The organism is Pseudomonas sp. G3-19, assembly GCF_054855875.1.
In genome coordinates, this window is sequence record NZ_JBMPIQ010000003.1 from 4,572,759 (window position 1) to 4,598,809 (window position 26,051).

Consider the following 26,051-nt stretch of genomic DNA (forward strand, 5'->3'; position numbering starts at 1 on the left):
GCGTCGAGTGCTCGACGCCGGTGGTGCTGCGACGCGCCACCGCCAAGGACGCGCAGCGCATGGAGCGCTTCTTCCGGCAGTTCGACGAAGTGTCGTTCTGCGAATGGCAGGACGCCAAATGCCTGCGCGGTGTATTGATCCAGAAGACCACCACGGCCTATCTGGCCTTCGACGTCGAAGGCGAAATCGTCGGTGCGGTGCTCGGCGGCATGCTCGGTAGTCGCGGCACCATCAACCACTTGGCGGTCAGCCCACGCTATCGCAGTCAGGGCGTCGGCCAGCGGTTGGTGGAAGCGGCGTCATCCGACATGAAACGGGTCGGTGTATTACGGATGTTTCTGTTCGTCGACGATGCTAACCTCGCGGGCAAGCGATTCTGGACTGCCCAGGGTTTTTGCGAACCCCACGGCGAGCGGACATTTGAGAGGGATCTATGAATGAAACGTCCGGCAGTGCGCCGCTGATGGCTGCTCATCAGCCATCGCGCACGTTTGCCGAAGCCAGCCCGGTGGTGGCCGGTTACTTCACGGTGTCGTTCGTGTTCGGGCTGATGGCGGTCAACGCCGGGCTGCCGATGTGGCTGCCGGTGGCGATGTGCTTGTTCGTCTACGCCGGCGCTTCGCAATTCGCCGCACTGGCGCTGATCTCCAGCGGCGCTTCGCTGACCACCATCGTGCTGACCACCTTCCTGATCAATGCGCGGCACATGCTGATGTCGGTGTACATGGCCAAGGCCTTGCGCGCATTGGGGCTCAGCCGCATGGAGCGCTGGGCTTACGCCGGTGGCCTGACCGACGAGTCCTTCGCGTTCCACAGCGTCAAACTGGGCACCGGCGCGCCGGTCAACATTCGTTACCTGATCGGCTTCAACCTGTTCTGCCACACCTCTTGGGTGCTGGGCGGATTGTTGGGCGCTGTCTGCGCGCAATATGCATCGCACCTGATCAAATATCAGCTCGACTACGCACTGACCGCGATGATGCTCTACGTGCTGGTGTCGCTGTGCAACACCCGCAACAAACTCATCGCCGCAGCAGCTGCCGTCGCCTGCATGGGCGCGCTGAGCCTGGTCGGTACTTCGCCGTTCAACGTTTTCATCGCCACGTTCGTGGGCTGCGGAGTGGGTGTATGCCTGACCAAACGTTCCTGATTCTGGTGGTCGCGCTGATGATGGCCGTGACCTTCCTGCCACGCGCGCTGCCGCTGCAAGTCAACACCGAGCACTGGCCGCCGTTCGTTGCGCGGGCGCTGGAATACCTGCCGGTGGCGATCGTCGCTGCGATCAGCCTGACACCCTTGTTGATCAAGGATCAGCACCTACAGCTCGATCGCCCGGAATTTTATGCAGCCATTCCGACGTTGTTATGTGCGTATTTCAGCAAAAACCTCTTTCTCAGTGTGGCGGTTGGGACGGCTGCGTACATTGCGCTCGGCTCGTTCATGTAGCGGCAGATCGACCACGTCATTCAGGGCCTGCCCCGACAGGTTCGGGTTGTTCACCGCCAGACGCACTTCGAGGAAATCCTCGAATCCGGGGAAAATCGTCAGGCCGTTCTTTTGCGCGGCCTCACGAGACACCATGCCCACCGCGTCCATCTGCGTGATCAGCGACAGGGTCAGGGTTTCGCTGCAGGAATAGACCATGCGTTGACCGTTCTCGTGATTGCCCAGTCCGGCGTCGAGAAAACGCAGGAAACTGTGGGAATACGGACAATCTTCCGCAGGACGCACCTGAAACTTGTTGCCCAGCAACGTCAGTGGATCGTTTTCCTGCCCGCAATGGGCACCGACCACCTGCACCTGCACATCCGGCAAAACAATGCTCGGCAAACCCGGCCGCTGCGGGCCGATCAGCACCGCGAGGTCAAAGTCCTCATTCTTCAGCTTGCTGAGGTTTTCCATCGACTCGGCGTAGCTGAATTCCATCTGGTAATCGGGAAACACCTCAATCAGGCGTCCGATCATTCGCCGGTTGAAGTCAGACGACAACGTGTTGTTCAACGCAACCTTCAATGTGCGCTGGCCGGGTACCTTGAGCGCCTCGACCTTTTCTTCCATCTGTCGCGTGGCAATCAGCACTTTGTCCATGTAGGGCGTCAGCTCCGTGCCTTGCGGCGTCAGCGTCAGCCCTTTGTTGGAACGTCGAAACAAGCGGAAACCGAACTGCTCTTCGACCTTGTTCAACTGCGCGGCCAAGGCCTGCACAGTCAGGCACGAATGCTCGGCTGCGGCCGACAACGAGCCGGTCTGCACGATGCGCATGAGGTTGCGTAAGGTTCTGCTATCCATGGGTAATGCCCTCTGAAGTGGGCTGGGTATTGTTGTTTACGAGACTGCCGATCCGGCGTCATATGCTGGCTATATTCCAGCACCTGAGCATAGTTGTCGCGGGTTTAGTAGCGAATTGATGTCCCCGCCGATGGCTGGAAGCTGACACAGGATCGGGATTTTTGATGACGTGGGGGTGATTGGGGTCAAGAAAAGTGCGTGGTTTTGGTGCGCAGGGCGGGTTTTTCGAGGAAAAACGGCTTATGGCTCCTGTAATCTCCCCGGCGACATATGCGGATATTTTTCAGCTATGAGCGCGAGTGCCCTTAGCATCAGGGAGGCTTTCCAATTTCTTCGCCACCGGGTTGTTGCGACTCTGGAGCTGCCATTTACGGGGCGCTGAAGAGCGTCCGCATGTGAATGCACATAGGGAAAGTTCGCCAGCACTCCGACCAGGCAAGCGAAATGCTCAAGTAAAACAGGCAAAAAAAACCGACATTGTTGTCGGCTTTTTGCTCCCTTGAATGGGGGAAGAGGTCTCACCCGAGCGCTGATTTTCAGGTCATCAACGGGGTTCCTAACGCCGACTATCGCCACCTGATGGCAGTCGGTTTCGCGCTCTTGAGGCAGATCCTCTGCCACGGGACATTAACGTGTCAACTTGGGATTCTCAGGCGTTTATTCGTATATGAATATTTTCATAGAAAATATTCATTTTTGTACTACGCTCAGTTGCGCGACAGTTAAAAAGGACGACCATGCCTACCTCATCCCCAGCCCTCACCCCGCGTGAACAACTCGACGTCCCCGAAGCCGGGCGCGTCGCGCTGAAGTTTTTCTTCAATCTCATGGAGCGCTGGGGTTGCAACGCCGAACAGCAGCGCACTTTGCTGGGCGGCGTCGGCAACACCACGTTCTACAAATACAAACACCTGCCGCCGAACATTCGCCTGCCGCACGACACGCTGGAGCGCATCTCGTATCTGATGGGCATTCACAAGGCCTTGAGCATCATCTTCAGCAACAGTCGCGAGCGTGCTTATACGTGGGTCAGCAGCCCCAACACGGCTGCGCCATTCAATGGTCGAACGGCGCTGGATTACATGCTCGCGGGGAGGGTGGTCGATATCGCCGACGTGCGCCGCTACCTTGATGGGGTGCGCGGTTGAAGGCCCCGCCGCTGGCTGAGCCGCAATGGCCGAAGGCCTACCGGATCGTCAACAGCAGCTTCCCGCCGATTGCGTTGTTCGAAGACGTGCTCGACCCCGAAGACCTGGAAATCGCCTACGCGCTGGAAGCGCTGACTAACGATCGCCTGATCGAGCAGGCCGGCGTCCTCGCCCGCGTGCGTCCCGAAGACCGACTCTCCGGCCCCGGTTCAACTCCGGTGATGGCGGCGTTTACCCACATCGGCAAAAGCAGCCGCTTCACCGATGGCACCTTCGGCGTCTACTACGCCGCCAGCAGCCAGGCCGCGGCCATCGCCGAAACCTGCTATCACCAGGAACGTTTCCTCGCGGCCACCAACGAGGCGGATCTTGAGTTGACCATGCGTACTTACGTCAATCGTGTGATTAAGCCGGTGCATGATGTTCGTGATGGTTTTGCACATTTGCATCAACCCGATCCGGAAGCCTACGGCCCATCCCAGGCATTTGCCCGACAACTGCGCGAGTCTGCATCCTGGGGACTGCTCTACAACAGTGTTCGCCTAACGGGGCACGAATGTGTTGCTGCGTTCCGCCCGCCAGCGGTATCGATTCCGAAACAGGGCAAGCATTTGCGTTATGTGTGGAGTGCGAGTCAGCGCAGGATTTCGTATGTGTTTGAGATCAGTCAGGTTTGAAACACAAGAAGCCCTCGCATCAACGAGGGCTTCATGTGGGTGATTTACATCAACGGCTTGTCCGGCGGCGCATCCAGCACTTTCACCACATCGTCAATCAGCGCCTTGCTCAACTCCTGCAGATACTGCGAGGCGTAAGCGTGAAGGTAAGGATCGCGAGAAACTGTGGAATCTGCAGTCAGTAACTTGGAAATGTGAAGCAAGTGTGAGGCGTGCGAGAGGGCGGACATCACTGGAACACCACGATTGGTGCGGAACAGCGCTTGATTGTCCTGGAAGGAAAAGTGCGTGAGGCCTGGGGTTTTCAAATCGAGGTGGTCGGTCATTTCGCTTCACCTGCCGTACGTAAGGCGTGGTGTGAGGTGACCGGTGTGGTAGCGCGGCGGATTAGGGATGGATCGATGGCATTCATTTGTGAACTCCCTGTATCAAATGAGAGCCGCCATTTTTCGTTCTCAGGCGAAAGGGTGGCAGCTATGCGCAGGCTGAGAAACCGGAGATACAGGAACCCGGCAGACCCGAAGGTCTCCCACGCACAGCCGCCATTACACATGAGTGCGGACACAAAAAAGCGCCGGCAATCGTGATTTTGGGCGCTGGTGCGCCTGTATCTTACGCGGGTTCTCAGGCCCGGTCGCTGAATTGGCAGCGACGGGTTTGACGGTAGCTTGCGGAGGACGGGTGCGCAATCGTGGCCAGGTGGTGGCCGTTGCCATCTCTGTGTAGTGCAACACTTATGTTGCGCTCGCAGCAAATATGTTGCACATTCGCTTCACCGAAACGGCGAGTGATGCACATGAAGTACAGCGAGTTTCGGCGATGGTTGAAAGCCCATGGCGTTGAGTTTCAAACCGGCAAGGGCAGTCACTTCAAGGTTTCCTTGAATGGCAAACAACTGTGTTTCCCGACCATGGAGCCAAGGAAATGGGTGAAGGGCTGAGAAAATCGATAATCAAACAGCTGGGCCTCAAGGATTGAGGCTCAGCTGTACCCCATGAGAGGAATCGTGATGTTCGAATATGCGTTGGTAGTTCACGAAGAGCCGGGCAGTGTCTGGCTGACCTGCGCAGAAATTCCTGAGATGCACGCCGTTGGCGACACCCTCGAGCAAGCGTTGGACACCGCCATTGATGCAATCGAGACGGCGCTCTCGATATACGTTGATGATCGCCGGTTGATTCCGACCGGGCAGGCAGGAGAACAGGCAAGTGGCGTCGTATTGCGTCTGCCTGCGCTGACTGCAGCAAAGGTTGCTCTGTGGAATACGCTTTTGGAGTCAGGTTTAAGCAAGGCCGAGTTGGCACGTCGTCTCGGCGTACAACGGCCCCAGGTCGATCGCTTGGTAGATTTTCTGCATCACTCCAAAATCGAGAATGTTGAGCGTGCGTTGCAGCAACTTGGAAGGCGGATTTCGCTTTCGGTTCAAGCTGCATAAGTTCAGCAAGCGAGCGTTGGAGAAAATAGCTGAAGGCGAAGAAAAGGCATGGCAAATGAGCTAGAGCGATTTCAGACGGACTTGATGGAATCTGTACGACAGATGAAGGCTGGAAAGGCCTCGCGCGTAACGCTGCTGCCGCTCTCGGCGGCCACTGAAGAGCAAAGGAAGGCCGGGGTTTCTCAAAGCGTTTTCGCCAACCTAAGCTCCGTGGTGACACGAGCAAAATAAGGTGGGGAAAAATAGAGTCAGACCACAGTCTCAGCTCGAAACGTGGTCTGGCCCTTATTTCACCTTACTCACGGCCACTTAAACCGTCCCTCCTTGCTAGATGTCGTATTCCATTGAGAGTGCAGTCGATCCCAACGCAGAGCTAAATAAGTAGAGAAAGCCATGCCTAGAAGTACTGCCGTTATCAAGATCGTCGTTAGCAGTACCCAGCGATTCTGCATCTCGAGTCCATCAATCATTAACGCCACCAGCTGCGTCCCGCTGATGTAAGAGGTAAAAAAGACAAAAGCAGATATCGCTCTCGGTATCCCAAAAACCTTAGGGCTTAGCCAAGCAGCTACGAACAGGATGCTCAAACAGAACAGTCCCCATGCGCATAAACCTTGAACTCCAGGTTTGAGATATCGAACGTATGGCGATTTAGGCAGGGTGAGATCTGTGTAGGTAAGGTGTGGGATCCCTGCTATCCGCGCACGTACGCTATAAACGGGCTTTTTACCCGAAGTGATTATATTTAGTGAGATCGAGTCACCGGAGTTTGAGAGGTGCGGTGCGATGCGCACGGCGTTCTCCGTCGTAGATATCTCCACTGGTATATCGCTGGGGGCGGTGCGAGTGATTCGTGCTGTGATGACTTTCGCACCATCCTCGAGATTGATTTCGATGGGTTTGTCGAAATCTTTGGTCAGCACTGCTTTGGAGCCGGTATTAATCAGCTCAACAGTCGAGGAATAGGGGGACTCAATCCTCTTCCCATCAAGTACCAACTGAAGATCATGGATTTGGGATGCTGGCTCGAGGGAGGTAATGGAATTAACCCGAAGCTCCATCCCCTTCGAAGAAGGATCAGACTGCCAGACCACTGGCACCACGACGCCGAGAATGGATACAGAAAAAGTAACCAGAAACTTCCAGTCTAGGAATCGCCAGTTCAAAGCAAACACTCCTTCATCCTGAAGCGCAATTGGGTCTTTCGTCAGCTTGTTACGTGGCTTGTTACGTATTCCAGATAAACAAAAGGCCCGCATTGCTGCGAGCCTTTGTTTTGTATGGTGCCGGCACCAGGAGTCGAACCCGGGACCTACTGATTACAAGTCAGTTGCTCTACCAACTGAGCTATACCGGCGTGTGGGCGACGATTATAGCGATTGGGTTGGTTCTGTAAACCCCTGAATTCAGACTATTTTTACGCAGGCGCTGGATCAGGCTTGGCGTGAGCGGTGTCGCCGAGTTTTTAGCCGCAAAACCGAGGTGCTACGCGATCAAGCCAGAATGAGCGTGAGGGCAGGATTTCTGCACCGTTCAAGCACCCATTTCACCCGTTTATGTCCTTTTGATTGGAAGCTTATGCACAACGGATGGGCGCTACGGCTGCATTGCAGGGGATTTTGTGGACACGTTCTCATTTTGTGCGCAAAGCCCTGTTTTACCGGTTTTTTATCTATATGAACAAAAAATGACCAATGCTGTTTTTGTCATGCAATGGCCGTGGATATTGGATCCACGGGAAAACCATCAACAGAGTTATCCACAGGCTGTAAAGATTTCAAGCGCGCTCGGCCAACAGCAGGAAATTACGCGGAGTCAGCGGTGCGTCGCAGAAGGTGCCGAGTCGTACGACGTATCCCTGTTCGGCGAGGAAAATGGCTCGATCAAGATTCAGCCAAAGCTCCAGTGGTCGTCGGAACAATCCGCGAAGTAATTCCAGGTTGCGAACTTCGGCCAATCGCTGCCAACCGGCAGCTTCCAGTGCCTGCCAGTTCGGCGTGCCGATTGTGGACAACTCCTTCAATGCAGCCAGATCGCGGCAGTAATCGGCGAAGGTTTTTTCCAGCCAGGCGCTGGGCAGGGACGGGGTGGGCAGGTATTCGTCTACTCCGCGCACTTGTCGTTGCAGCAGATCAAAGGCCAAACGTCGGGCCATGGAGGTGTCGCGCTGACGTCGGACTCTTGCACCGGCGGTGACGGTTTCGCTCATGGGCAGTGCCAGATCTTCAAGCGAGAGTTGTAGGGCGGATCGCATGCCGGCGCAGGACAAGGCCTGATACTCGCTGCGATCAATCCGGTTGTAACAGCACGGGGCGATGGCCATCTGCTGACATCCGGCCGCGCTCGCCAGTTGCATCAAGCGCACATGCAGATCGCCGCAGGCATGCAGGGCGACCGGGGTGTGCTGAGCACTTATAACGCTTGCTGCGTCTGCCGCCAGCACATCCTGCTCGACATGCAGGGCGTGCAAATGATGGCGCTGACTTAATGCCTGACCGCTGGCGACCAACGCCGGATCGTATTCAACACAGGTCAGCTGTTGCCCGGCACCCAGCAGGCGTCGGCCCAAATGCCCCTTGCCGGAACACCAGTCCAGCCAGTGCGTCGGCTGCGAGGCAAAAGACAAGCGACTGGCGAACGCCTCGATCTGCTGCCACTTGCGCCCCGGCACATCGACATTCAATCGGTGACCTGGGGTTTCCAGCGCATGCTCCGGCAACTCACCGACCGCGCTCAGCTCAGCCGACAATGCCGCCAATGAGGCAAACGGCTCCGGGGCATCGGCGAGATCGGCAGGATGGTTATGCGCACGCTCTGCATCTTCCAGCGATCGCCCACGCAGCCACAAAGCCAACTCGGGGTAGGCGGTTTCCCATGGAAGCGAACGATGAGTGAATGGACGAGGTTTCCACAGCGCCTGATGCTCAAGCAAAAAGGCATCCAGCGCGGTGAAGCGGGCGAGTAGGGTCTCGCCCGTCAACACGTGGGAAGTTTCAACGCCCTTGGCAGGCATCGACGCGCAGCCAGCGCTCCAGCAGCTTGAAGCCGCGCACCAGCACGTAGGACATCAGCAGATAGAACACGCCGGCGGCGAAGAAGATTTCCACCGGCAGGTAGGTGCGGGCAATGATCGTGCGGGCCATGCCGGTCAGTTCCAGCAGGGTCACGGTACTCGCCAGCGCGCTGGCCTTGAGCATCAGGATCACTTCATTGCTGTAGGCCGGCAGGCCGATGCGCGCCGCTCGCGGCAGCATGATGTAGAACATTGCCTTGGGTTTGGACATGCCCAATGCCCGCGCCGCCTCGATTTCGCCGGGCGGAATCGCCTGGATCGCGCCGCGCAGAATTTCGGCGATGTACGCCGCCGTGTGCAGGGTCATGGTCGCGGTAGTACACCAGAACGGATCGCGCAGGTAAGGCCACAGCGCGCTGTTACGCACTGCATCGAACTGCGCCAGGCCGTAATAGACGAGGAACAGTTGCACCAGCAGCGGCGTGCCACGGAAAAAGAAGATGTAGGCGTAGGGCAAAGCGCGCACGTACCACAGCTTCGAGGAGCGGGCGATGCCCAGCGGAATGGCCAGCAACAGGCCGGCAATCACGGCAATCGCCACCAGCTCCAAGGTCAGGGTCGCGCCCTGCGCCAGTTTTGGCAGCCATTTGATGATCACTTCCCAGTTCATGAAGCGCTCCTCGCAAAGCCGCGAGCGGCGCGTTTTTCCAGGAAGTGCATGCCGGTCATCGCCAGCACGGTGAGGCCCAGATACATGACTGCCGCCACCAGATAGAAGGTGAACGGTTGTTTCGACACGGTCACGCCGATCTGTGCGTGACGCATGATTTCTTCCAGGCCGATCACCGACACCAGCGCGGTGTCCTTCATCAGGATCATGAACAGGTTGCCCAGGCCGGGCAGGGCGATGCGCCACATCTGCGGCATGATCAGCTTGGTGAAGATCCGCCATTTCGACAGGCCCAGCGCCACACCCGCTTCACGATGGCCCTTGGGAATGGCGAGGATCGCGCCGCGGAACACTTCCGTGGCGTAGGCGCCGAAGCACAGGCCCAGCGCGATCACGCCGGCGGCGAAGGCGCTGAGTTGCAGATCGGGATTGCCGAAAAACTCACCGAGGCTGCGCATCAGGTTGACCGTACCGAAGTAGATCAACAGCACCCAGAGCAATTCCGGGACGCCACGCACCAGCGTCGAATAAGTGCCGCCAAGCCATTGCAGCGGCTTGTACGGGGAAGTCTTGGCCAAGGCGCCGAGCAGACCGAGCACCAGTCCCAGGCACAGGGCCGTCAGCGCCAGTTTGACGGTCATCAGCGCACCGGCGGCGAGGGCCGGGCCGAATCCGTAGAGGTCGATAATCATGGATTTCTTTTCAAATCGCGGCAGGCAAGGCCGGGAGCCGGCGCCGTCGGATCACGGCGCCGGTCCCGCAGGTCAGATCAATAGATGCTGAACGGAAAGTACTTGTCGTTGATCTTCTTGTAGGTACCGTCGGCGACGATTTCCTTCAGCGCGGCGTTCAGCTTCTCACGCAGCGGATCGCCTTTACGCACGGCGATGCCGATCTTGTCGCTTTCCACGACAGGGTCGCCCTTGAACTCGTAGTTCTTGCCGGCGTCGGTTTTCAGCCAGTCATAGTTGGCGTACTTGTCGGCGAGGATCGCGTCGACACGACCGGAGGTCAGGTCCAGGTAGGCGTTTTCCTGGGTGTCGTAGAGTTTTACTTCGATATCGCTACCGTAAGTGTCCTCGAGCCAGGTGCCGGCGAGGGTGGCGCGCTGCGTGCCGATGATCTTGCCTTTGAGTGAATCCTTGTCGGTTTTGAACTCTTTATCTTTCTGCGCGATGAACTGCAGCTTGTTCGAGTAGTACGGGTCAGTGAAGTCCACCGCGCCCTTGCGCTCTTCGGTTATCGACAGCGAGGAGACCAGGAAGTCGAACTTCTTGGCGTTCAGCGCGGGGATGATGCCGTCCCAGTCGGAGGTAACCACGCTGCACTCGACTTTCATCTTGGCGCACAGGGCGTCGCCGATGTCTTTGTCGAAGCCGACCACGTTGCCGCTGGCGTCTTTGTTGTTGAACGGCGGGTACGCCGCTTCGATGCCCATCTTCAGGGTCTCGGCCATGGCTCCGGCGCTGAACGCGAGGGTGACGGCGGCGGCCAGGAAGACCTTTTTAAAATTCTGCATGCATGTTGCTCCGTTAGCGGTTGCTGGACATGAATTGTTTGCAGCGCGCCGAAAGCGGGTTTTCGAACACCTGCTGAGGCGATCCTTGCTCTTCCACCAGCCCCTGGTGGAGGAACACCACTTCGCTGGAGACCTGACGGGCAAAGCCCATTTCGTGGGTCACCAACAGCATGGTGCGGCCTTCTTCGGCCAGTGCGCGGATGACACTAAGTACTTCCTGAACCATTTCCGGGTCAAGGGCGGAGGTGGGCTCGTCGAACAGAATCACCTTCGGCTGCATCGCCAGCGTGCGGGCGATCGCCGCGCGTTGTTGCTGACCGCCGGACAGTTGCGCCGGGTAGGCGTGACGCTTGTCGGCGATACCGACCTTGGCCAGCAGCGCTTCGGCGACTTCGATCGCCTCGGCCTTGCTCTGGCCGAGCACGCGGCGCGGGGACTCGATGATGTTGTCGAGCACACTCATGTGCGGCCACAGATTAAAGTTTTGAAATACAAAACCTATCTCGGAACGCAGGCGATTGATCTGTTTGCCATCAGCGGCAACCAGTTCGCCATTCTTGGCGGGCTTGAGCTTGAGTTCTTCCCCGGCCACCAGAATCTGACCCTGGTGCGGGTTTTCCAACAGGTTGATGCAACGCAGGAACGTGGACTTGCCGGAACCGGAGGAACCGAGGATCGAGATCACATCGCCGTCGCGGGCGGTCAGCGAGATGCCTTTGAGCACCTCAAGCTGTCCGTAGCGTTTGTGCAAGTTGCGGATTTCAAGCGCGGGCGTGGCCTCAGCCATGTGCGTTCCTCATATATGTTGCGCTCCTGCTGTTGGCGGGCCTTCCTGGCGAGGCGGCCAAGCTAGCATAGCGTTTCAATGGCAGCCAACAGCGCTACGGGCGGTAAGCGGATGGCGTGTGGCAGGTTGTCGCATCGGCACAGCAGACTGTCGCCCCATCAACAACCGAACGGGTGTTTGATCGTGCAAACCCGTGGGCGTCGCGTAAAAAAAGGCGCGATGTTGCCAGCTTTGGCGGGGTGTTGGAAGCGCTATCCGGCCGAACGTTCCTGAATCGCCCTTTTATTGTGCATCCCACACTTTTTCAGTGTGTTTCTGGTGCGCTGAATCGTCTGAAAAGTGAGTCGCAGGGTAACGCTCTGGCGAATTGCCATTCATTCCAATGACTTGCGATGACTGTCCGGTCTCGCTGAAAACCGCGGCCCAGAAGAGTTTGAAACATTTTGGCGCATTTATTGCGTGCAGAATCTGGAACGCCCTGTTGGTTTCTTTTTACGAGAAGGAAAACCAGACAGGACGGACGCAATCGCTTTCCTCGCAAAGGTAGTTCCGATGAGCAGTACCCCAAGCTCCAATGGCCTCGAACAGGGGCTCAAACCGCGTCATGTGACCATGTTGTCGATCGCCGGTGTTATCGGCGCAGGTCTGTTCGTTGGCTCCGGCCACGCGATCGCTGCCGCCGGCCCCGCCGTGCTGCTGGCCTACGCCGCCGCCGGTACCCTGGTGGTGCTGGTGATGCGCATGCTCGGTGAGATGGCTGTCGCCTCGCCCGACACCGGCTCGTTCTCGACATACGCCGACCGTGCCATCGGGCACTGGGCCGGTTTCACCATCGGCTGGTTGTACTGGTGGTTCTGGGTGTTGGTGATTCCACTGGAAGCCAACGCCGCCGCGACCATTCTCCATGCCTGGTTCCCGGGGATCGAGATCTGGGCGTTTGCACTGATCATCACCATGCTGCTGACGGTCACCAACCTGTTCAGCGTGAAAAACTACGGTGAATTCGAATTCTGGTTTGCCTTGATCAAAGTCCTGGCGATCATCGGCTTCATCGCGCTGGGTCTTGCGGCCGTTTTCGGCTTCCTGCCGAACAGCCAGGTCAGCGGTGTTTCGCACCTGTTTGATTCCGGCGGCTTCCTGCCAAACGGCATGGGCGCGGTGCTGGGTGCAATCCTGACCACCATGTTCTCGTTCATGGGTACCGAAATCGTGACCATCGCGGCTGCGGAATCGAAGAACCCGGGCAAGCAGATTTCCAAGGCCACCAACTCGGTGATCTGGCGGATCGGCCTGTTCTACCTCGTATCGATCTTCATCGTTGTGGCCCTGGTGCCATGGAACGATCCTACGCTGGCCAACCTCGGTTCCTACCAGACCGTGCTTGAGCGCATGGGCATTCCGAACGCGAAAATGATCGTCGACATCGTAGTGCTGGTCGCGGTCACCAGTTGCCTGAACTCGGCGCTGTACACCTCGTCGCGCATGCTGTTCTCCCTCGGCAAGCGCGGTGACGCACCGGCGATGTCGACTCGGGTCAACAAAAGCGGTACGCCTTACTGGGCTGTCATGCTGTCGACCGGCGCGGCGTTCCTCTGCACCTTCGCCAACTATGTGGCCCCGGCTGCCGTGTTCGAATTCCTGCTGGCCAGCTCTGGCGCCATCGCGCTGCTGGTGTACCTGGTGATCGCGTTCTCGCAACTGCGCATGCGTAAACAACGCATGGCCCGCGGCGAGAACATCGTCTTCAGCATGTGGCTGTTCCCGGGCCTGACCTACGCGGTGATCATCTTCATCGTCGCGGCCCTGACCATCATGCTGTTCCAGGAAGCCCACCGCGTGGAAATCCTCGCAACCGGCCTGCTGAGCCTCATGGTAGTCGCCGCCGGCCTGCTGGTCGCGCGCCGCCGCAAGCTGGAAAACCGTGGCGCGGTGGTGTTGAACTGATCCGTAACGCGTAATGCAAAACGGCCGCTGTCAGTGATGACGAGCGGCCGTTTTTGTTTGTGCGCGGGGTTTATTCGCCCTTGTCTTCCTGGGTGTCCAGCGACTTGCCGTAAGTATCCAGCGCAATCCCGAAATCGGTGATGAACTGTGGCTCGGTCAGCCAGGCCTGGGCGGTTTCGATGTCCATGCCGTCGGCCCACATGCGGTAGTCGATCAGCATGTCGGCGGCCAGGTGAGTGGCGGCCATGCCTTCGTTCTCGGCATTTTCCATGTCCAGCAGCTCTGGATGGTCAACGATGATGAACGCCAGTTCGCGCAGCAGGGTCAGCAGCATTTCGTTGCGGCTGACGGCTTCGGCGTCGCGCATTTTGCTGAACATTGCGAGGGTGTATTCCGGGATCGGCTCGTCCAGATGCCCGAGGTTGTCGTCCTGGTCCAGCGGCTTACGGCCGACCATGCGGATGTGCTTGGCTTTGGCCTTGGCGCGTTTGGCGCGTTTCTGTTGCTTGTTCAGGGATGCCATGGGAACTCAGTTCTTCTGTTGGGTTTGTGCGGCAATCGCGTCGGACGCCGCCACATAGTCGGCCTGGAAGGCCGGGGATTCGATCCACGCCAGGGCGCCGGCTTCGTCGGTTTCCTGGGACCACTGGCGATACTCGATCAGCGCGGCGAGGATGAAGTCCATCGCGCCTTCTTCGCCTTCCTGCTCGTAAACCAGCTCCAGCAGCGGATCTTCCAGGAATGCGGTGCACATGGCTTGCTGGCTGATCTTCTCGGCGTCGATCATTCTCTTAAACAGCTCGGTCAGGTCCACCGACTCGAAGTCGATACGGTCATCGTTCGGGTCCAGTTCGACCGGCGCCTCGGCGCGTTTGCTGCGGTTTTGCTTGGCCTTGGTCTTGGCCCGGGCGGCGCGTTTTTGCTGCTTGTTGGCGGAGGCCATGGTGTGTTCCGTCGTGCGTTGGAAGGGCTCAGCTGCGCGGCACTGGCCGCCCGGGTGTGTCGGGGGCCAGCTCGCCGGTTTGCAGCCAGGTCAGAGCGATGGGCCATAGTGTGGCTTGGTATGCGCTACGAAAAAAGGCGAAATGTCCGACTTGTTGTTCGCCGATGTCCTGCGGCTCGATGCGCAAGTGGGTTTTGTGCGCATGACTGAAGTAGCCGAGCAGGCGTTCGATGGCCGGGATCGTGCCGTATGGGTCGTCGCTGATGCTGACCGCCAGGGTGTGTGCGCGGACGTTGGCGAAGGGCAGGCGACCGCTTGCCTTCAGCAGTCGGCGGCCGCTCGGACGCTGCTCGTAGCGCGCGGCAGGCGTGCTCCAGTCGCGTACGACGCCTGTTGGCGTGTCCTCCAGCCAGTCGAGGCGTTTGCCCGGGAAATAGCCACAGAGCCGCGTCAGCAGCGGCATCAGCAAATGCCATTTACCAAACATGCGCCAGCGCTGTGCCGGCGCATAGTCGCGCCAGTAAGCGAACTGCGCGCCGACCGTCACCAGTCGACGAATGACCTGCCCGGACTCGCCGAGCCCAGCCGCGCAACCGCCGAAGCTATGGCCGACCACATCGATTGGCTGGCCGGGAAACTCCCGTTGCGCGCGTTTGAGCATCGCCTCGAAATCCAGCGCGCCCCAGTCGGTCCATGAAGCCTCAAGGCCTTTCAGGGTTGCCGGACGCGATTCGCCGATGCCTCGGTAGTCGTAGGTGATCACGTCGAAGCCATTGGCGAACAGGTAATCGGCGAAGCGTGAATAGTGTCGGCAGCGTACCGAGGTGGCGGCGTTGATGATGACTACCGGGCGCTGGATGTCGGGCAGGGCATGGCGCCAGGTGAAGCCGCCAAGGGCAAAGTCATCCTCGGCGGCTTCCGTGAAGGGTTCACCTTGCGCCGCGGTCAAAATTGGCAACCTTGACTGCATATCCTGCATCGCGGGCGTGTCCTGACAGGTCATGGCTTTCCACCTTTGCGGGTAAGTTGCCAACGATAGTCTCGGCGCCGCCCGGCAACAATCCAGAAGGTTTATTCAGTCGATTGAATGAGCAGGCGTTCTTCGATCAAGGCCTGTTCCCGATTGAGTTCTGCGCGTAATTCTTCCTCACTCGGCAGAATCGTCTTGTAACTGCTGGCGAACAGTTGCTCATTGCCCTTGAGCATCGAGTAACGCGCGACCGAATCATTGCTTTCTGCACACAGAATGATCCCGACTGTCGGCTTGTCGCCCTCGTTGCGCTTGAGTTCGTCGTACATGCGTACATACATGTCCATCTGTCCGACATCTCCGGCGCTGAGCTTGCCGCGCTTGAGGTCAATGATCACGAAGCATTTGAGCAGGTAGTTGTAGAACACCAGATCGATGTACAGATCGTCACCATCGGTACTGATGCGTTGTTGCCGAGCGACAAAGGAAAAGCCTTTACCCAGCTCCAGGAGAAACCCCTGCAGATGGTCGATGAGGGCCTGTTCAAGACGGCTCTCCCTGACCTTGCCGGCCGACGGCAGCCCAAGAAACTCGAGTATGACGGGGTCGCGAATGAATTCCCGAGGATGGGGTTTCATGGCTTCAATGTGGGTGGTGGCCTCTTCGATCACATCGGCTTTGTCTCGACTCATCAGCAGTCGCTCGTAGTAAAGCGTATTGATCTGTCGATCAAGGGCGCGACTGGACCAGTTCAGATTGGCAGATTCTTCCATGTACCAATGGCGAGCCTTTTCACTGGTGACGCCCAAAAGCCGCCGATAGTGGGTCCAGCTCAATTCGTGACGCAGTGCGTCACGAATTGGAAATGCCTGATAAAAGAGGCGCATATAGCGCAGGTTGGAAGCATCAAACCCCTTCCCGAACTGCGCCGTCAGATCCTTCGCCAACAAGGCCAGCAACTGCTTGCCATACCCCGCCCGCTGCGCCCCTTGCTGTTCAAACTCGACAATATGCCGGCCGATCTGCCAACAGGTCTGGACTTGAATCGTATCAACCGCACGCAGCACTTTTTGCCGCGCCTGGCGAATCAGTTCGCCCAAATCCCCCAGCAATGAATCGATTTTCGGGTCTTGCGCATCAGTAGGTTTTACTTGGCTCATCGAGTCTTCCGCATCAGTGGAAACAGACGCAAAGCATGCCGGGATTCGCCGCTCGGCGATGTCGGGCGAGCCCTGTATAGGCGGCAGGAAGAAGGGATGGGTATTGCAGGACGTTGCCGGCAAAAGGTGTTTCAGTGAGTGATGGTCTGTAGTCCATTTCGTACACAGGCCAAGTTCCAATCAATCTAAAACGCGTGCTTCCCTGGCTGGATCAAATAAGGAGTCACGGTTGGGCTCTAAAAGAGTCCGGGAGTAGAGATTATGAAGCGCATTCTTTCATTCATGCTGCCAGTCGCTGCGGTCGCTGTATTGGCTTTTCCGGCGATGCTGCAGGCGGCCAGCCTTGAGCCCGTCGACAGCGCAGGCGTACAGGCTCAACAACAGCAGCAAAACGGCATCAACTACTTGTCCGGCGGGATTGGCGTTGATGAGGCAAAAGCCATTCAACAATCCACCGGTTACAACCTGCACATGACGTTCGCGGTGGGGGCGCAAGACCAGTACACCGCTGATGTCGATGTGATGATTCAAAAGTCACCGGGGCAAACCGTACTGACTCTCACCCAAACGGGTCCGCTGGTTTACGTGCAACTACCACCCGGTGAGTACACGGTGGTCGCCACGCGCAATGGCGAAACACGGCGCGATAAGACAGACATTGGCAGCGGCGCTGCCCGCAATCTGGTGTTCCACTGGAATGACGCTGGATAGTGTTGGGTTCAATTGAAAGTCGAGGCGCGGGTACAATCCCGCGCCTTATGTTTCTGTGATGCAAGGAAGTGCTGGTTTGAAAGGGATTGTGCGTATTGGCTCAGCGGTGAGCCTGGTTTTGCTGTTGGCTGGTTGTGGAACGATGATGGGGCGCCTGAACGGTGATTCTGCAGAGCCGTACTACAAAGGTGTCGATGGCAACCTGCACTTGCTTGGCGTGAGAGGGGGAGACGGCATGCCCTCCGCGGTCATCTGCTACATGATGATCGTTTGCCCGGTGATTACCGTGGTATCGCTGCCGGTAGACGCTGCGCTCGACACGGTTTTGTTGCCGGTCGACTACGTCAACACCCTCTGAGGGCCAACCGTCATTTACCCCCGCGTACGCTTGCCCTTCTGCTTGTCAGTGGGTTCTTGCGCCATTCGGTGAATCCATAGTCCGATCCAGCCGACGGCTATCAGGAATACGGTGCCGATGCATTGCGACACGATCTCGAACCAGAACATTCGCGGTTGCAGCGCAAGGGTGTAGGTGTGGCGTGGACCGGAGCGGTTCCATGTGGTGATGGAGCCGCTGATCAAGCTGTGGATGATCAGATAAGTCGACGCGGCGATGAGGAAGGCGATCAATACGCCGACCAGTACCGTCAGCCAGAATGCAATGCGACTCTGGCGATAGGGTGGCGGATGGGGCAGGGGGATGCGGGTTCTTTTCTGGTTCATCGGGCGGATGACCCTCTTCCATAAGGTGCGGCCAAAGTAGCGCGGATCGCCTTTGTTCGAAACCCGTAGCGCATTTGCGCAGCCTAGAAAAAAGACTGGATTGAGCCGCCATCAAATCGCAGGCATAAAAAAACCCTGAATCTTGCGATTCAGGGTTTTCGGTATTTGGTGCCCAGAGACGGAATCGAACCGCCGACACGGGGATTTTCAATCCCCTGCTCTACCGACTGAGCTATCTGGGCAACGGGGCGCATTAAAAGGGTTTTTCGGATTTACGTCAACGACTTTTTTAAAATTTCTTAAATTAATTCCGTCGCTTACGATCCGCCCCCCGATTTGGCGGGTTTACTCCGCAGGCGGAACGTAGCCTTCCGCCTTGGCGTAATCCTCGCCGGAGAAGTACTTGTCCATTTCGCCCTGCAGATATTTGCGGTCTTCGGCGTTCATCATGTTCAGGCGCTTTTCGTTGATCAGCAGGGTCTGGTGTTTCTGCCAGTCAGCCCAGGCTTTGGCCGAGACGTGGTCAAAAATATCCTGACCTTTGGCGCCCGGGAAAGGAGCGCGTTCCAGCGCGGGCAGTTCTTCTTTGTACTTGCGGCACATGATGGTGCGGGTCATGACGACTCTCCTGCGTTCAATACGGCGGCCGCGCGTTCGAGCAAGGTTTTGACCGGGGCGGCAAGGCCCAGGCGCGGCGGGGTGGCGAGGTTATACCAGAGCCAGTCGGCCTCGGCCACGTGATGGCTGGCTTCCTGTACCTGAACCAGCCAGGGTTCGATGGACAGCTGGAAATGGCTGAAGGTGTGAACGAGGCTTGGCAGCGCCTGCTGCTCGCCCATGGTCAGCGAGTGCTGATCGGCCAGATGTTGCAGGTCGTCGAGGTCGTCGAGTTCCGGCAGGCTCCATAAGCCGCCCCACAATCCCGAGGACGGGCGGCGATAAAGCAGAATCGCGCCTTCTTCGTTGGCGAGCATCGGCATCAGCGTGCGTTTCTGCGGGATGGCCTTGCGCGGTTTGGGGATCGGGTAGCGTGTCTCCAGCCCGAGCATGTGCGCCTCGCAGCCCTTTTCCAGCGGACACAGCAGGCAGCTCGGTTTGCTGCGCGTACACAACGTGGCGCCGAGATCCATCATCGCCTGGGTGTAGGCGTTGACCCGATCGTGCGGCGTAAAACGCTCTGCATTGGCCCACAGCTGTTTGGCGACCTTCGGTTCCCCCGGGTAACCCTCCTGCGCGGTAAAACGCGCCAGAACGCGTTTGACGTTGCCATCGAGGATCGGCGCGCGCAGGCCCATGCTGATGCTGGCGATAGCCCCGGCGGTGGACAGGCCGATCCCCGGCAGATCCGTCAGCTTTTCGACGTCCCGCGGAAATTCGCCGCCGTACTGGCTGACGACGATCTTCGCGGTTTTTTGCAGATTGCGCGCGCGGGTGTAGTAACCGAGCCCGGTCCACAGGTGCAGCACTTCGTCCTCCGGCGCTTCGGCCAGCGCTTGCACCGTTGGCAGCGCGGCCATGAAGCGGTCGAAGTAATTGAGCACGGTGCTGACCTGGGTCTGCTGCAACATGATCTCCGACACCCACACCCGATACGGATTGATGTCTTGCTGCCAAGGCAAATCGTGGCGGCCGTGGCGGTCGAACCATTCCAGCACCGCCGTGGAAAACTGCTCCGCTGTCATCGCTTGAACAGCCCCTTCAATGCGTTTTTCAATTCCGGGCTGACCTTGTCGCCAAGTTTTTCATCGATCTTCTCGCTGAGTTTGTCACCGGCCATTTTGGTCGCGACCTGGCCGAGGCGTTCGTTGTCCACACGGCAGGCCTTGGCGCCCAGTTCCAATGGGCCGCGGCAGCGCAGCGGCCACTCGATGCCGACGAATTTCTCGCCGACCTGACAGGCCGGATCCGGCATGGCGCTGGTGTCGCCTTCGACGATGATGCCGACGCGGTAATCCATGCCCAGCACCCGCAGGTCGATGTCGCCATCGCCGTTGACGGTCATGCCGGGGATGCGCACTTTCAGGTCCGGGTTGCTGGCGATACCGTTGCGGAAGGTCAGGTTGCCCTTGAGTTCCTGGAACGGCGTGTCCTTGCCCCGTGGCTCGCCGCTGAGGGTTTTGCGGTTGAGGGTGGCGATGCCTTTGCACAGTTGCTGTTCAAGGTTGGCGTTGAGCAGCACACCGTTGTTGATCACGAAACTGGCGTTGCCGTTGAGGGTTTCGATCAGCGCCTGCTGGCTGTTGCCGCTGCCGGTGAGGCTGCTGGTCAGTGTGACCAGGCCTTTGACCGGCGGATTCTTGCCTTGGCTTTCGAGGATTTTCTCGGCCGGTACGCGGTTGATCCTGGTTTGCAGGTTCAGCACCGGCGCACTCGGGCGTACGTCGAGGGTGCCCTTGGCTTCGAAATCGCCGTTGTACAGGCCGCCGCGCAGGTTTTCCAGAGTCAGCAGGCCGCCCTGGCCAGTGGCTTTGAGCGCGGCGTTCTGGATCGGCAGTTTGTCGAGGGTCAGCTGGCCGAAGGTCAGGTCGGCATCGACGTCGAGTTTGGCCAGACGCTCGACCGGCGGCAGACGCTCGGTGCTCCAGGCGCTTTTGCTTGGTTTGTCCGGCAACGGTGTGCTGCCGGCGCCGGCCATGGCATCGGCTTCGGTGCTGGCGACTTCAGCCTGACGCACTTGCGTGGCGTTTTTGGCTTTTTCCGATTTCGGCGGCAGGTAGCGGTCGACGTCGAACGTGTCAGCCTTGAGGATCGCGCGCAGCGACTGCTTGGCGAAATCTTCCACGGCAATGCGCCCGCTGAAGCTGCTGTCGTCGAGTTTCAGGTTGATGTTGTCGAAGGCCACGCTGGTTGGCGTGGCGGCCACGCGGCTGACCAGTTCGACCTTGCTCAGGCTGCCGGGCGCCATGGCTGGCAACGTCTGGCCGATGCTGTCGACAAATTTCGCCAGATCGAACTGGGCGATCGAGATTCCGCCAGTGATCTGCGGGGTCTTGTCGAGGTCGTTGGCTTTCAGCTCACCGAGGGCACGCAACTGGTTGGCGGAGATCTTGATCCCGGTCCATTCGGCGACGTTCGCTGCCTTGTCCAGGGAAATCTGGCCTTGGGCGGAGAAGGTCATGGCCTTGCCCTGTAGTGGGTCGCCGGTCAGTTCGCCGGACAGTTTCATGTCTTCGAACTTGTAACGTTGCAGGGCGCGTTCGATGCGCAGCTCGCCGTTGAGCTCGGTGCGCACCCGCAGCACAGGCTGATTGGTGCTGAGGAACGCCGTGGCTTTCAGCGGAATGTTGGTCGAGTCGTGTACTGCACCGGTGCTCAGCTGGATGCTTTCGGCGCTGTACTGCTTGCCGGTCTGCTCGTCGTTGTATTCAACGCGGGCGTTGTTGACTGTCAGGCTGTCGATGTCGAGGCGGATCGGCTGCGGCGGTTTTTCCGGCTGGGCGGCCTCTGCAACAGGCGGGCTGGCAGGCGTCGGGCTGCCGGCAGGCGTGGCGGGAGGTGGCAGCTTGCCGATGTCTTCCCAGTTGCCGTGGCCGTTTTTGTCGCGTTTCAGGCGCAGGTTCAGGCCTTCGACGCGCACATCGCTCATCTGCACTTCGCGGCGCAACAGCGGCAGCACGCGCACGGACAGGCCGAGCATCTGCAGGTCGGCATACGGTTCGGTCGGGTTGATCAGGGTGGCGATGCTGGCCTCATGCAGTTCCAGGCCGAGCCACGGGAACAGGCTCCAGCCGATATCGCCATTGAGCGTCAGCTCGATGTGGGCCTTGTCGCGGGCTATCTGGCGGATCTCGTCTTTGTAGTCGTTGGGATCAAACAGGTGGGTCAGGGCGAAGCCCGCCGCCACAATGATCAGCAACAGCCCGAGAAGTACCAGACCCAGGATTTTGCCGAACGCTTTCATGGGCGAGTCCTTGTAGTTAGTCGAATTCGTAAATTAGCCGGGGAGTATAGCGCTGCATCCGCCCGGTTCGGGGCGCTGTCATGTCGCGATCACGTCCAGCGGCAATTGCAATTTGGCGGCCAGCGCCTGGATTTCAAGGTGTCCGGCCGGTGCCAGCAGGCGCAGTTGGGCACCCGCTTGCGACGCCATTTTCTGTGCTTGGTTCACCAGTCTCTCGGCTACCCCACGGCGCCGGGTGACTTTTCGTACACACAAATGTGACAAGTACCAAACCTTGTCGTGCCTTGTCAGGCGTGCTGCACCGAGCAGTCGGTCGTTGAAACGTCCTGTAATCAAAGACCCGTCCGCCAGGCTGCTTTCGATCAACTGGGCGTCCCCGGAATACGGCGCGAACAGCCACTGCGGAGCGTCACGATAGATCTTCTGCAAATCCTGTTGATCCTGGTAACTGGCATCGTTCAGCGCTTGGACAGCGATCGGCATGGCTTTTTCCTGTGGGGACGAGATCAGATGACACGAAAAAGGTGATATCAGTTTGGTTTTTCTGTCACGTGCAAATGGTAACCTTCGCCGGTTCGTCCGTCCTTCTGCGACTTAACGTCGCGCCTTCAAGGAGCTTCACCTGAAAAAACGGTCATGCCTGCGTGCATAAAGGCCGAGGGTGAGCAGTGGCTGGCGAACCATACTAATAATTGGGGGATACACAATGAGCACGAGCATCACGGCGGACGGCCTTCGCGCCGACCAGCCTGCGTTCCTGTCCAAGGAACGCATCATCGCCAAGCCCGGTTTCAACCGCTGGCTGGTGCCACCGGCCGCTCTGGCCATCCACCTGTGCATCGGCATGGCCTACGGTTTCTCGGTGTTCTGGCTGCCGCTGTCCAAGGCATTGGGCGTCACGGCTCCGGTGGCTTGCGCACCGGACATGAGCTTCATCGCTCAGGTCTTCTCTTCGCAATGCGACTGGCCGATCTCCATGCTCGGCTGGATCTACACCCTGTTCTTCATCTTCCTCGGTTGCTCGGCAGCGATCTGGGGTGGCTGGCTGGAACACGCCGGGCCACGCAAGGCCGGTGTGGTATCGGCACTGTGCTGGTGCGGCGGTCTGCTGATCTCGGCACTGGGGATTTATACCCACCAGATCTGGCTGATGTGGATCGGCTCCGGGGTGATCGGCGGTATCGGTCTGGGCCTGGGCTACATTTCGCCGGTCTCGACCCTGATCAAGTGGTTCCCGGACAAACGCGGCATGGCGACCGGCATGGCGATCATGGGCTTCGGTGGCGGCGCGATGGTCGGTGCACCGTTGGCGACTGCGCTGATGAGCCACTTCGCTTCGCCTGCCGGTGTCGGCGTCTGGCAAAGCTTCGTGGCCATGGCTGCGATCTACTTCGTGTTCATGATCGGTGGCGCCCTGGCTTACCGCGTGCCGCCAACCGGCTGGAAGCCTGAAGGCTGGACCGCTCCCGCAAAGAAAGCTTCGAACGCGATGATCACCCACCGTCACGTGCACGTGAATGTGGCGTGGAAAACCCCGCAGTTCCGTCTGGTGTGGCTGGTGCTGTGCCTGAACGTATCCGCCGGTATCGGCATTCTCGGCATGGCTTCGCCACTGCTGCAGGAAGTGTTCGGCGGCAAGTTGCTGGGCGTTGACGTGCCGTTCGGTCAACTGGATGCCGGGCAACTGGCTTCGATCGCCGCGATCGCTGCCGGCTTCACCGGTCTGCTGAGTCTGTTCAACATCGGTGGCCGCTTCTTCTGGGCTTCGTTCTCGGACTACCTGGGTCGCAAAAACACCTACTTCGTGTTCTTCGCCCTCGGTTTTGCCCTGTACGCGCTGATCCCGAACATGGGCCATCTGGGCAACGTTGCGCTGTTCGTGGCGGCGTTCTGCATCATCCTGTCGATGTACGGCGGTGGTTTTGCGACCGTTCCGGCGTATCTGGCCGACCTGTTCGGCACGCAAATGGTCGGTGCGATCCACGGTCGTCTGCTGACTGCCTGGGCCGCCGCCGGCGTGCTCGGCCCGGTGCTGGTGAACTACCTGCGCGAGTATCAGTTGAGCATCGGCGTTGAACGCGCTGCCGCTTACGACATCACTCTGTACATCCTCGCCGGCCTGCTGGTGCTGGGTTTCCTGTGCAACCTGATGGTGCGTCCGGTGGCCGACAAGTACTTCATGACCGACGCTGAACTGGCCGCCGAACAGGCGCTGGGCCACGACAAAGGGGCTGATGCGAGCACCGTGCTGGAGTGGAAAGCCGCACCGGGCAGCAAGCCGCTGGCAATCGCCGCGTGGCTGGTGGTGGGTATTCCGTTGGCGTGGGGTGTGTGGGTGACCCTGCAGAAGACGGCGGTACTGTTTCACTAAGTAAAAACGTAATACCCCTGTAGGAGTGAGCCCTGCTCGCGATAGCGGTCTGACAGTCGACAGAAATGTTGACTGTGAGGCCCTCATCGCGAGCAGGCTCACTCCTACAGTTGTTTTGGGGTGCCTGTAATGGCTTGTATGGACATGTCTACCCGCGACAGCCGGGCGTTCTATCCGTCAGCCATCTCACGTCGCGTGTTTCTGTTTCGGCCCCGCGTGCCTATAATGGCTGCCTTTTTCGCCCAATGATTTTGCGGAGCTGGTGATGGCCGAACGTAAGGCGTCTGTCGAGCGCGACACTCTGGAAACCCAGATCAAAGCCTCGATCAACCTTGATGGCACCGGAAAGGCCCGATTTGATATCGGTGTTCCTTTTCTTGAGCACATGCTGGATCAGATCGCCCGTCACGGGTTGATCGACCTGGATATTGAATGCAAGGGCGATCTGCATATCGACGACCACCATACCGTGGAAGACGTCGGTATCACCCTCGGCCAGGCCTTCGCCAAAGCCATCGGCGACAAGAAAGGCATCCGTCGCTACGGTCATGCTTACGTGCCGCTCGATGAAGCGCTGTCGCGCGTGGTGATCGACTTCTCCGGCCGTCCAGGCCTGCAGATGCACGTGCCCTACACCCGCGCCACCGTGGGCGGCTTCGACGTCGACCTGTTCCAGGAATTCTTCCAGGGCTTCGTCAACCACGCACTGGTCAGCCTGCACATCGACAACCTGCGTGGCACCAACACCCACCACCAGATCGAAACCGTGTTCAAGGCTTTCGGCCGCGCGCTGCGCATGGCCGTCGAGCTGGATGAGCGCATGGCCGGGCAAATGCCATCGACCAAAGGCGTTCTGTAATGCAGACGGTTGCAGTTATCGACTACGGCATGGGCAACCTGCACTCGGTGGCCAAGGCCCTCGAGCACGTCGGCGCCGGCAAGGTGCTGATCACCAGCGATGCGGACGTGATCCGCGAAGCCGACCGCGTGGTGTTCCCCGGCGTTGGTGCGATTCGCGATTGCATGGCGGAGATCCGTCGTCTCGGTTTCGACGCACTGGTGCGTGAAGTCAGCCAGGATCGTCCGTTCCTCGGCATCTGCGTCGGCATGCAAGCCCTGCTCGACAGCAGCGAAGAGAACGACGGTGTCGACTGTATCGGCCTGTTCCCGGGCGCGGTGAAGTTCTTCGGCAAAGACCTGCATGAAGACGGCGAGCACCTGAAAGTCCCGCACATGGGCTGGAACGAAGTGCAGCAGAAGGTCAGTCACCCGCTGTGGCACGACATTCCGGACATGGCGCGCTTCTACTTCGTGCACAGCTACTACATCGCTGCCGCCAATGCGCGGCAGGTAGTCGGTAGCGGTCATTACGGGGTCGATTTCGCTGCCGCGCTGGCCGAAGGCTCGCGTTTCGCCGTGCAATTCCACCCGGAGAAGAGCCATACCCATGGCCTGCAATTGCTGCAGAACTTCGCCGCGTGGGACGGTCGCTGGTAAATGGCTGCCAAGAAGTCCAAACCGCCGATCCTGACCCTCACTCCCGAACAGGAGAACGAGGCCAACCGCAAGATCCAGCGGTTCATGGAGGATCGGTTCGAACTTGACCTGGGTTCGTTCGAGGCGGCGGAAATTCTTGAGTTGTTTACCCGCGAAATTGCTCCGCACTATTACAACAGGGCGATTTTCGATGTGCAGACCCACCTCAAAGAGCGGTTTGAAAGCATCGAAAGCGACCTGTGGGCGCTCGAGAAGAACTGATTTCCGAGCCAAGCTGAACATTCAAATTTGAA

The 26,051-nt window shown here is 58.8% G+C and carries 30 protein-coding genes, 2 tRNA genes and 1 pseudogene; 14 read left to right on the forward strand and 19 right to left on the reverse strand.

Annotated features, from left to right (window positions below):
* Positions 1-59 precede the first annotated feature (59 nt).
* From ACOYXI_RS20925 to ACOYXI_RS20935, 3 genes are read left to right on the forward strand one after another with little or no spacing between them, the layout of a single operon-like run.
* Positions 60-437 (forward strand): GNAT family N-acetyltransferase, encoded by a 378-nt coding sequence (locus tag ACOYXI_RS20925; protein ID WP_003220700.1) that lies wholly within the window; start codon positions 60-62, stop codon positions 435-437.
* Positions 434-1,150 carry an AzlC family ABC transporter permease gene (locus ACOYXI_RS20930; protein WP_003220701.1) on the forward strand — a complete coding sequence of 239 codons (717 nt, stop codon included), beginning with the start codon at positions 434-436 and terminating at the stop codon, positions 1,148-1,150. Before ACOYXI_RS20925 ends, ACOYXI_RS20930 begins: the two co-directional genes overlap by 4 nt.
* Positions 1,129-1,446 carry an AzlD domain-containing protein gene (locus ACOYXI_RS20935; protein WP_003220702.1) on the forward strand — a complete coding sequence of 106 codons (318 nt, stop codon included), beginning with the start codon at positions 1,129-1,131 and terminating at the stop codon, positions 1,444-1,446. The genes ACOYXI_RS20930 and ACOYXI_RS20935 overlap by 22 nt, the downstream gene beginning before the upstream one ends.
* On the opposite strand, the gene ACOYXI_RS20940 is transcribed toward ACOYXI_RS20935, so the two are convergent.
* Entirely contained in the window at positions 1,363-2,289 is a 927-nt protein-coding gene (locus ACOYXI_RS20940; RefSeq protein ID WP_007961685.1) for a LysR family transcriptional regulator, read from the reverse strand. The two genes, ACOYXI_RS20935 and ACOYXI_RS20940, sit on opposite strands and share 84 nt — an antisense overlap.
* A 737-nt stretch (positions 2,290-3,026) precedes the next feature.
* Between ACOYXI_RS20940 and ACOYXI_RS20945 the strand changes: the two genes are divergently transcribed.
* Both ACOYXI_RS20945 and ACOYXI_RS20950 read left to right on the forward strand, forming a co-directional pair.
* The gene (locus ACOYXI_RS20945) at positions 3,027-3,437 is read left to right on the forward strand and encodes an MbcA/ParS/Xre antitoxin family protein (RefSeq protein WP_007961687.1); all 411 of its coding nucleotides are present in this window, start codon (positions 3,027-3,029) and stop codon (positions 3,435-3,437) included.
* On the forward strand, positions 3,434-4,114 hold the full coding sequence (locus ACOYXI_RS20950) for an RES family NAD+ phosphorylase (RefSeq protein ID WP_461675249.1): 681 nt from the start codon (positions 3,434-3,436) through the stop codon (positions 4,112-4,114). Before ACOYXI_RS20945 ends, ACOYXI_RS20950 begins: the two co-directional genes overlap by 4 nt.
* A gap of 44 nt (positions 4,115-4,158) precedes the next feature.
* On the opposite strand, the gene ACOYXI_RS20955 is transcribed toward ACOYXI_RS20950, so the two are convergent.
* Positions 4,159-4,440, reverse strand: coding sequence for a DUF3077 domain-containing protein (locus tag ACOYXI_RS20955; protein ID WP_098966725.1), 282 nt, complete (start codon positions 4,438-4,440; stop codon positions 4,159-4,161).
* A gap of 470 nt (positions 4,441-4,910) precedes the next feature.
* Here ACOYXI_RS20955 and ACOYXI_RS20960 point away from each other — a divergent pair.
* A pseudogene (locus ACOYXI_RS20960) lies at positions 4,911-5,092 on the forward strand (type II toxin-antitoxin system HicA family toxin).
* A gap of 31 nt (positions 5,093-5,123) precedes the next feature.
* Positions 5,124-5,549 carry a type II toxin-antitoxin system HicB family antitoxin gene (locus ACOYXI_RS20965; RefSeq protein WP_098966726.1) on the forward strand — a complete coding sequence of 142 codons (426 nt, stop codon included), beginning with the start codon at positions 5,124-5,126 and terminating at the stop codon, positions 5,547-5,549.
* 299 nt (positions 5,550-5,848) lie between these two features.
* On the opposite strand, the gene ACOYXI_RS20970 is transcribed toward ACOYXI_RS20965, so the two are convergent.
* From ACOYXI_RS20970 to ACOYXI_RS21000, 7 genes are all read right to left on the reverse strand, one after another.
* Entirely contained in the window at positions 5,849-6,724 is an 876-nt protein-coding gene (locus tag ACOYXI_RS20970) for a hypothetical protein (RefSeq protein ID WP_461675250.1), read from the reverse strand.
* A gap of 106 nt (positions 6,725-6,830) precedes the next feature.
* A tRNA-Thr gene (locus tag ACOYXI_RS20975) sits at positions 6,831-6,906 on the reverse strand.
* A 420-nt stretch (positions 6,907-7,326) separates the two neighbouring features.
* Complete coding sequence (locus ACOYXI_RS20980; protein WP_134785207.1) at positions 7,327-8,562, reverse strand: methyltransferase; 1,236 nt, start codon at positions 8,560-8,562, stop codon at positions 7,327-7,329.
* Positions 8,543-9,232, reverse strand: a complete 690-nt coding sequence (locus ACOYXI_RS20985) for an ABC transporter permease (protein ID WP_007961692.1) — start codon at positions 9,230-9,232, stop codon at positions 8,543-8,545. Before ACOYXI_RS20985 ends, ACOYXI_RS20980 begins: the two co-directional genes overlap by 20 nt.
* Positions 9,229-9,924: an ABC transporter permease gene (locus tag ACOYXI_RS20990; RefSeq protein WP_007961693.1), complete on the reverse strand. Its 696-nt coding sequence runs from the start codon at positions 9,922-9,924 to the stop codon at positions 9,229-9,231. Before ACOYXI_RS20990 ends, ACOYXI_RS20985 begins: the two co-directional genes overlap by 4 nt.
* A gap of 77 nt (positions 9,925-10,001) precedes the next feature.
* A complete protein-coding gene (locus ACOYXI_RS20995; RefSeq protein ID WP_134785208.1) occupies positions 10,002-10,751 on the reverse strand; it encodes an ABC transporter substrate-binding protein in 750 nt (249 codons plus the stop codon).
* A gap of 13 nt (positions 10,752-10,764) precedes the next feature.
* Positions 10,765-11,538 (reverse strand): ABC transporter ATP-binding protein, encoded by a 774-nt coding sequence (locus ACOYXI_RS21000; RefSeq protein ID WP_134785209.1) that lies wholly within the window; start codon positions 11,536-11,538, stop codon positions 10,765-10,767.
* A 552-nt stretch (positions 11,539-12,090) separates the two neighbouring features.
* On the opposite strand from ACOYXI_RS21000, the gene gabP reads away from it, so the two are divergent.
* Positions 12,091-13,482, forward strand: coding sequence for a GABA permease (gene gabP, locus ACOYXI_RS21005; protein WP_096796704.1), 1,392 nt, complete (start codon positions 12,091-12,093; stop codon positions 13,480-13,482).
* Between the two features lie 70 nt (positions 13,483-13,552).
* Here gabP and ACOYXI_RS21010 read toward each other — a convergent pair whose 3' ends face one another.
* The 4 genes from ACOYXI_RS21010 to ACOYXI_RS21025 form a co-directional block, all read right to left on the reverse strand.
* On the reverse strand, positions 13,553-14,005 hold the full coding sequence (locus ACOYXI_RS21010; protein WP_027611244.1) for a hypothetical protein: 453 nt from the start codon (positions 14,003-14,005) through the stop codon (positions 13,553-13,555).
* 6 nt (positions 14,006-14,011) lie between these two features.
* Positions 14,012-14,425: a hypothetical protein gene (locus ACOYXI_RS21015; protein ID WP_098966730.1), complete on the reverse strand. Its 414-nt coding sequence runs from the start codon at positions 14,423-14,425 to the stop codon at positions 14,012-14,014.
* A gap of 28 nt (positions 14,426-14,453) precedes the next feature.
* Positions 14,454-15,428, reverse strand: coding sequence for an alpha/beta hydrolase family protein (locus tag ACOYXI_RS21020; RefSeq protein ID WP_098966732.1), 975 nt, complete (start codon positions 15,426-15,428; stop codon positions 14,454-14,456).
* Positions 15,429-15,496: 68 nt separating this feature from the next.
* The gene (locus ACOYXI_RS21025; protein WP_098966734.1) at positions 15,497-16,555 is read right to left on the reverse strand and encodes a PDDEXK nuclease domain-containing protein; all 1,059 of its coding nucleotides are present in this window, start codon (positions 16,553-16,555) and stop codon (positions 15,497-15,499) included.
* A gap of 261 nt (positions 16,556-16,816) precedes the next feature.
* On the opposite strand from ACOYXI_RS21025, the gene ACOYXI_RS21030 reads away from it, so the two are divergent.
* Positions 16,817-17,266, forward strand: a complete 450-nt coding sequence (locus ACOYXI_RS21030; RefSeq protein ID WP_098966736.1) for a hypothetical protein — start codon at positions 16,817-16,819, stop codon at positions 17,264-17,266.
* A gap of 76 nt (positions 17,267-17,342) precedes the next feature.
* Positions 17,343-17,624 (forward strand): YceK/YidQ family lipoprotein, encoded by a 282-nt coding sequence (locus ACOYXI_RS21035; RefSeq protein WP_098966737.1) that lies wholly within the window; start codon positions 17,343-17,345, stop codon positions 17,622-17,624.
* 14 nt (positions 17,625-17,638) lie between these two features.
* Here ACOYXI_RS21035 and ACOYXI_RS21040 read toward each other — a convergent pair whose 3' ends face one another.
* From ACOYXI_RS21040 to ACOYXI_RS21065, 6 genes are all read right to left on the reverse strand, one after another.
* Complete coding sequence (locus tag ACOYXI_RS21040; protein ID WP_098966739.1) at positions 17,639-17,989, reverse strand: hypothetical protein; 351 nt, start codon at positions 17,987-17,989, stop codon at positions 17,639-17,641.
* Between the two features lie 166 nt (positions 17,990-18,155).
* Positions 18,156-18,231, reverse strand: a tRNA-Phe gene (locus tag ACOYXI_RS21045).
* 103 nt (positions 18,232-18,334) lie between these two features.
* Positions 18,335-18,607, reverse strand: coding sequence for an oxidative damage protection protein (locus tag ACOYXI_RS21050; protein WP_003220737.1), 273 nt, complete (start codon positions 18,605-18,607; stop codon positions 18,335-18,337).
* Positions 18,604-19,671 (reverse strand): A/G-specific adenine glycosylase, encoded by a 1,068-nt coding sequence (mutY, locus tag ACOYXI_RS21055; protein ID WP_210556809.1) that lies wholly within the window; start codon positions 19,669-19,671, stop codon positions 18,604-18,606. The genes ACOYXI_RS21050 and mutY overlap by 4 nt, the downstream gene beginning before the upstream one ends.
* Positions 19,668-21,890 carry an AsmA family protein gene (locus ACOYXI_RS21060; RefSeq protein ID WP_461675251.1) on the reverse strand — a complete coding sequence of 741 codons (2,223 nt, stop codon included), beginning with the start codon at positions 21,888-21,890 and terminating at the stop codon, positions 19,668-19,670. Before ACOYXI_RS21060 ends, mutY begins: the two co-directional genes overlap by 4 nt.
* A gap of 78 nt (positions 21,891-21,968) precedes the next feature.
* Entirely contained in the window at positions 21,969-22,373 is a 405-nt protein-coding gene (locus ACOYXI_RS21065; RefSeq protein WP_134785213.1) for an acetyl-CoA sensor PanZ family protein, read from the reverse strand.
* Between the two features lie 223 nt (positions 22,374-22,596).
* On the opposite strand from ACOYXI_RS21065, the gene ACOYXI_RS21070 reads away from it, so the two are divergent.
* The 4 genes from ACOYXI_RS21070 (at position 22,597) to ACOYXI_RS21085 (ending at position 26,019) form a co-directional block, all read left to right on the forward strand.
* The gene (locus ACOYXI_RS21070; protein WP_096796694.1) at positions 22,597-24,261 is read left to right on the forward strand and encodes an OFA family MFS transporter; all 1,665 of its coding nucleotides are present in this window, start codon (positions 22,597-22,599) and stop codon (positions 24,259-24,261) included.
* Between the two features lie 265 nt (positions 24,262-24,526).
* Entirely contained in the window at positions 24,527-25,120 is a 594-nt protein-coding gene (gene hisB / locus ACOYXI_RS21075) for an imidazoleglycerol-phosphate dehydratase HisB (protein WP_007909204.1), read from the forward strand.
* Positions 25,120-25,758, forward strand: coding sequence for an imidazole glycerol phosphate synthase subunit HisH (hisH, locus tag ACOYXI_RS21080; protein ID WP_027611254.1), 639 nt, complete (start codon positions 25,120-25,122; stop codon positions 25,756-25,758). Before hisB ends, hisH begins: the two co-directional genes overlap by 1 nt.
* A complete protein-coding gene (locus ACOYXI_RS21085; RefSeq protein WP_003220751.1) occupies positions 25,759-26,019 on the forward strand; it encodes a DUF2164 domain-containing protein in 261 nt (86 codons plus the stop codon).
* Positions 26,020-26,051: the final 32 nt, after the last annotated feature.

Bases quoted from the DNA above. Each gene is read 5' to 3' on its own strand.
- ACOYXI_RS20945 (WP_007961687.1), top strand. From the start codon at position 3,027: ATGCCTACCTCATCCCCAGCCCTCACCCCGCGTGAACAACTCGACGTC.
- ACOYXI_RS21030 (WP_098966736.1), top strand. From the start codon at position 16,817: ATGAAGCGCATTCTTTCATTCATGCTGCCAGTCGCTGCGGTCGCTGTA.
- ACOYXI_RS20990 (WP_007961693.1), bottom strand. From the start codon at position 9,924: ATGATTATCGACCTCTACGGATTCGGCCCGGCCCTCGCCGCCGGTGCG.
- ACOYXI_RS21025 (WP_098966734.1), bottom strand. From the start codon at position 16,555: ATGAGCCAAGTAAAACCTACTGATGCGCAAGACCCGAAAATCGATTCA.
- gabP (WP_096796704.1), top strand. From the start codon at position 12,091: ATGAGCAGTACCCCAAGCTCCAATGGCCTCGAACAGGGGCTCAAACCG.
- ACOYXI_RS21060 (WP_461675251.1), bottom strand. From the start codon at position 21,890: ATGAAAGCGTTCGGCAAAATCCTGGGTCTGGTACTTCTCGGGCTGTTG.
- ACOYXI_RS21040 (WP_098966739.1), bottom strand. From the start codon at position 17,989: ATGAACCAGAAAAGAACCCGCATCCCCCTGCCCCATCCGCCACCCTAT.
- ACOYXI_RS21065 (WP_134785213.1), bottom strand. From the start codon at position 22,373: ATGCCGATCGCTGTCCAAGCGCTGAACGATGCCAGTTACCAGGATCAA.
- ACOYXI_RS20955 (WP_098966725.1), bottom strand. From the start codon at position 4,440: ATGACCGACCACCTCGATTTGAAAACCCCAGGCCTCACGCACTTTTCC.
- ACOYXI_RS20930 (WP_003220701.1), top strand. From the start codon at position 434: ATGAATGAAACGTCCGGCAGTGCGCCGCTGATGGCTGCTCATCAGCCA.
- ACOYXI_RS20980 (WP_134785207.1), bottom strand. From the start codon at position 8,562: ATGCCTGCCAAGGGCGTTGAAACTTCCCACGTGTTGACGGGCGAGACC.
- ACOYXI_RS21020 (WP_098966732.1), bottom strand. From the start codon at position 15,428: ATGACCTGTCAGGACACGCCCGCGATGCAGGATATGCAGTCAAGGTTG.
- ACOYXI_RS20925 (WP_003220700.1), top strand. From the start codon at position 60: ATGGAGCGCTTCTTCCGGCAGTTCGACGAAGTGTCGTTCTGCGAATGG.
- ACOYXI_RS20995 (WP_134785208.1), bottom strand. From the start codon at position 10,751: ATGCAGAATTTTAAAAAGGTCTTCCTGGCCGCCGCCGTCACCCTCGCG.
- ACOYXI_RS21050 (WP_003220737.1), bottom strand. From the start codon at position 18,607: ATGACCCGCACCATCATGTGCCGCAAGTACAAAGAAGAACTGCCCGCG.
- ACOYXI_RS21085 (WP_003220751.1), top strand. From the start codon at position 25,759: ATGGCTGCCAAGAAGTCCAAACCGCCGATCCTGACCCTCACTCCCGAA.
- ACOYXI_RS21015 (WP_098966730.1), bottom strand. From the start codon at position 14,425: ATGGCCTCCGCCAACAAGCAGCAAAAACGCGCCGCCCGGGCCAAGACC.
- ACOYXI_RS21010 (WP_027611244.1), bottom strand. From the start codon at position 14,005: ATGGCATCCCTGAACAAGCAACAGAAACGCGCCAAACGCGCCAAGGCC.
- ACOYXI_RS20935 (WP_003220702.1), top strand. From the start codon at position 1,129: ATGCCTGACCAAACGTTCCTGATTCTGGTGGTCGCGCTGATGATGGCC.
- hisB (WP_007909204.1), top strand. From the start codon at position 24,527: ATGGCCGAACGTAAGGCGTCTGTCGAGCGCGACACTCTGGAAACCCAG.
- ACOYXI_RS20965 (WP_098966726.1), top strand. From the start codon at position 5,124: ATGTTCGAATATGCGTTGGTAGTTCACGAAGAGCCGGGCAGTGTCTGG.
- ACOYXI_RS20985 (WP_007961692.1), bottom strand. From the start codon at position 9,232: ATGAACTGGGAAGTGATCATCAAATGGCTGCCAAAACTGGCGCAGGGC.
- mutY (WP_210556809.1), bottom strand. From the start codon at position 19,671: ATGACAGCGGAGCAGTTTTCCACGGCGGTGCTGGAATGGTTCGACCGC.
- hisH (WP_027611254.1), top strand. From the start codon at position 25,120: ATGCAGACGGTTGCAGTTATCGACTACGGCATGGGCAACCTGCACTCG.
- ACOYXI_RS21000 (WP_134785209.1), bottom strand. From the start codon at position 11,538: ATGGCTGAGGCCACGCCCGCGCTTGAAATCCGCAACTTGCACAAACGC.
- ACOYXI_RS21070 (WP_096796694.1), top strand. From the start codon at position 22,597: ATGAGCACGAGCATCACGGCGGACGGCCTTCGCGCCGACCAGCCTGCG.
- ACOYXI_RS20940 (WP_007961685.1), bottom strand. From the start codon at position 2,289: ATGGATAGCAGAACCTTACGCAACCTCATGCGCATCGTGCAGACCGGC.